The following is a 3110-nucleotide window of genomic DNA, read 5'->3' on the forward strand; positions in this document are numbered from 1 at the left end:
GCGCATCGCGGCCGCCTGGTATCGGGCACGCTCGGCGTTCTCCCTGGCGATCCTGGCCTGCTCCAGGGCCACCTCACGTTCCCTGGCGAGGACCCCCATGGCGCCCATCAGCTGGGTGAACAGCGACGCGACCCGGGACTGCCTGCTGGCCAACGCGGTCGCGGCCGAGACGGCCGTCCGGGTCGCGTCGCTGTTCACCCAGCTGATGGGCGCCATGGGGGTCACCTTCGAGGCGGACTGCCACCTGTTCCTGCGGCGCGCCCACCAGACGGCCTGCCTGCTCGGGGAGCCGGACGACCTGTACCTGGCGGCGGCGCGGATCGAAAGGCGGATCTCCCGATGACGGATGTGACCTCCGAGTTCGAGGCGTTCCTCGACGGCTTCCTGCCCGCCGACTACGCCGAGAACCACCGGCGCTACCGCTGCGATGTGAAGCTCCGCACCGAGTACCAGGCCGCCGCGTTCGACGCGGGCTGGCTGATCCCCGAGTGGGGCCCAGGCGAGGGCGGGCGCGACCTGGGTGTCCCCGACGCGCTGGCCGTCAAGCTCGCCGGCGCGCGCCGCCGGGTGCCGCGGCTGATGAACATCCAGGGCGCCGGGGTCGCGGCGCCGGCCATCCGGGCGTTCGGCACCGCCGCCCAGCGGGAGCGGCTGCTCCGGCCGGCCGCGCGCGGGGACGAGTGGTGGGCGCTCGGCATGTCGGAGCCCGGCGCCGGGTCCGACCTCGCCGCGCTGCGCACGACGGCGACGCTCGCCGACGGGGTGTTCACCGTCAACGGCCAGAAGGTGTGGACGACGCAGGCGGACGAGGCCCGGTGGTGCGCACTGTACGTCCGCACCGACCCGGAGGCCAGACCGCACCGCGGCATCTCCTGCCTGGTCCTCGACCTGCGCAGCCCCGGGGTGGAGGTCCGGCCGATCCGCACCGCCGGGCCGGCGGTCGAGTCCTTCTGCGAGGTCTTCCTCGACGACGTGAAGGTGCCCGAGGAGGCGCTGCTGGGCCCGCTGGACAGCGGCTGGGGCGTGGCCATGTCCAGCCTCGAACACGAGCGGGACATGATCTGGATCAACACCTGGCTGGAGACCACCCGGGCGCTGGAACCCACGCTGACGGCGCCGGGACTGTCGGAGCACCAGCTCGTCCGGCTGGGCCGGTCGCTGGCGGACGCGGAGGGGGTGCGGCTGACCGGACTGCGGACCGCCGCCCAGCGGTGGGCGGGCCTGCCGTCCCCCGCGTCGTCGATCCTCAAGCTGCTCGGCTCGGAGTCGGTGCAGCGCGCGGCCCTACTGTCGCTGGAGACCGCCGGGGCGCGGGCGTTCGACGACCCCGCCCTCTTCGACGAGCGCCTCGAATCGCTGGCCGCCACCATCTACGGCGGCACATCGGAGATCCAACGCAACATCATCGCGGAGCGTACGCTTGGACTACCGAAAGGCACGCCATGACAGACATCCACCCCCTGCTGGGCAGGACAGCCGTCGTATCCGGGGCCGGGCGCGGACTGGGCCGGGCGATCTCCACCGCGCTGGCCGGGGCGGGCGCCGTGGTGTGCGGCGTCTCCCGTAACGCGGAGGAGCTGGAGAGCCTCGCGGCGGAGATCAAGGCCGCGGGCGGCCAGGCGTACGCTTTCCCCTCCGACATCCGCAGCTCCGCCGACCTGAACCGGCTGCGCGACGCGGTGCTGGCCGAGGTGGGTGGCGTCGACATCCTGGTGAACAACGCCGGCAACCTGGTGAAGCGGCCGGTCGTCCCGCTGCCCGTGGACGAGGCATCCGGGGAGAAGGTGGGGCAGCCCGGCTCGGGGCCGGCCGGTGTCGCCATGACCGACGAGGAGTGGGACTCGGTGCTGGACACGCACGTCCGCGGGTCGCTCCACCTCGTGAGATCATTCGTTCCCGGGATGCTGGAGCGGAGGCGCGGCCGGGTGATCAACATCGCGTCGAGCAGCGTCGCCCGGTCGGCCAACCTGACGGTGAGCTACCAGGTCGCCAAGGGCGCCATCGCCCAGCTCACCCGGGCGCTCGCCAAGGAGTGGGCGGCGTTCGGCGTTACCGTCAACACCATCGCTCCGGGGCACTTCCGCACCAGCATGACGCAGGCTCTTCACGACAGTCCCGAAGGTCAGGCCTGGCTGAAGGAGCGCATCCCGATGCGGCGCACCGGCGACCCCAGGGAGCTGGGGGCGCTGACCGTCCACCTGTCGGGGGACCTCGCTTCGTTCATCACCGGCCAGACCATCTTCATCGACGGCGGTGAAACACTCTGATGACCGAGTCCGAGATCCCACCACGCCCCCGCCGCTTACCGTTGCGGACACCCCGGGTGGCCGAGGCCCTGGCGGCGCATCTCAGGCTGCGCATCCTGGAAGGTGATCTCGTCGACGGGGCGGAATTGCCCACGGAGCCGGTGCTGCTCCAGGAGTACCCGGTCAGCCGGCCGAGCCTCCGCGAGGCGTTCCGCATCCTCGAGACGGAGGGGCTGGTGGTCGTCCGCCGCGGCAAGCGCGGCGGCACCGTCATCAAGGCCCCGGCCCCCGGGCCCGCCGCGTACCACATGGGGCTGCTGCTGCACGCGCGCGCCACCTCCATGCGGGACCTGGCGGCGGCCCGCAACCTGCTGGAGCCGCTGTGCGCGGAGCACGCGGCCCGCCGCGACGACCACTCGGCCGTCGCCGAACGGCTCCGGCGGCTCAACGACGAGGCCGCGCAGGTCGTGGAGGACGGGCAGGCGTTCACCGGGGCGGCGGTCAGGTTCCACGAGGGGCTGGTGGACGCGGCCGGCAACGAGACGCTCCGGGTGGTCGTCGGGATGCTGGAGAGCGTCTGGAGCGTGCAGGAGCGGGGGTGGGCCCGCCGGGCGTCCGACGAGGCGAGCTACCCGGCGGTGGACCGGCGGCACGCGGTGCTGCGGGCGCACGGCGCCATCGAGAAGGCCATCGAGGCGGGGGACGCGGCGCTGGCCGGCAAGCTCATGCGGGCGCACCTGGAGGCGTCGCAGCTGTACGTCGCCTCGGACGACGCCCCGCCGGTCCAGGTGCTGGACGAGTACGGCAACCCGCGCATGGATCCCCGGGACTGACCGGAGACCACGAACCGGTACGAAGGCCGGC

Annotated in this window: 4 protein-coding genes; all 4 read left to right on the top strand. The window is 73.0% G+C overall.

From position 1 onward, the window contains the following. Positions 1–97: 97 nt before the first annotated feature. From ABZ260_RS49105 to ABZ260_RS49120, 4 genes are read left to right on the top strand one after another with little or no spacing between them, the layout of a single operon-like run. On the top strand, positions 98–343 hold the full coding sequence (locus ABZ260_RS49105; RefSeq protein ID WP_355632303.1) for a hypothetical protein: 246 nt from the start codon (positions 98–100) through the stop codon (positions 341–343). Continuing rightward, a complete protein-coding gene (locus ABZ260_RS49110; RefSeq protein ID WP_355632306.1) occupies positions 340–1446 on the top strand; it encodes an acyl-CoA dehydrogenase family protein in 1107 nt (368 codons plus the stop codon). Before ABZ260_RS49105 ends, ABZ260_RS49110 begins: the two co-directional genes overlap by 4 nt. After that, entirely contained in the window at positions 1443–2267 is an 825-nt protein-coding gene (locus ABZ260_RS49115; protein WP_355632309.1) for an SDR family oxidoreductase, read from the top strand. The genes ABZ260_RS49110 and ABZ260_RS49115 overlap by 4 nt, the downstream gene beginning before the upstream one ends. Continuing rightward, a complete protein-coding gene (locus ABZ260_RS49120) occupies positions 2267–3079 on the top strand; it encodes an FCD domain-containing protein (protein ID WP_355632311.1) in 813 nt (270 codons plus the stop codon). The genes ABZ260_RS49115 and ABZ260_RS49120 overlap by 1 nt, the downstream gene beginning before the upstream one ends. Positions 3080–3110 lie beyond the last annotated feature (31 nt).

Origin of the sequence: Streptosporangium sp. NPDC006013, assembly GCF_040614275.1 — a bacterium.
Taxonomy (GTDB): Bacteria; Actinomycetota; Actinomycetes; order Streptosporangiales; family Streptosporangiaceae; genus Streptosporangium.

Coding starts and splice junctions, on each gene's coding strand:
- ABZ260_RS49105 (WP_355632303.1), top strand. CDS start 98: ATGGCGCCCATCAGCTGGGTGAACAGCGACGCGACCCGGGACTGCCTG.
- ABZ260_RS49110 (WP_355632306.1), top strand. CDS start 340: ATGACGGATGTGACCTCCGAGTTCGAGGCGTTCCTCGACGGCTTCCTG.
- ABZ260_RS49115 (WP_355632309.1), top strand. CDS start 1,443: ATGACAGACATCCACCCCCTGCTGGGCAGGACAGCCGTCGTATCCGGG.
- ABZ260_RS49120 (WP_355632311.1), top strand. CDS start 2,267: ATGACCGAGTCCGAGATCCCACCACGCCCCCGCCGCTTACCGTTGCGG.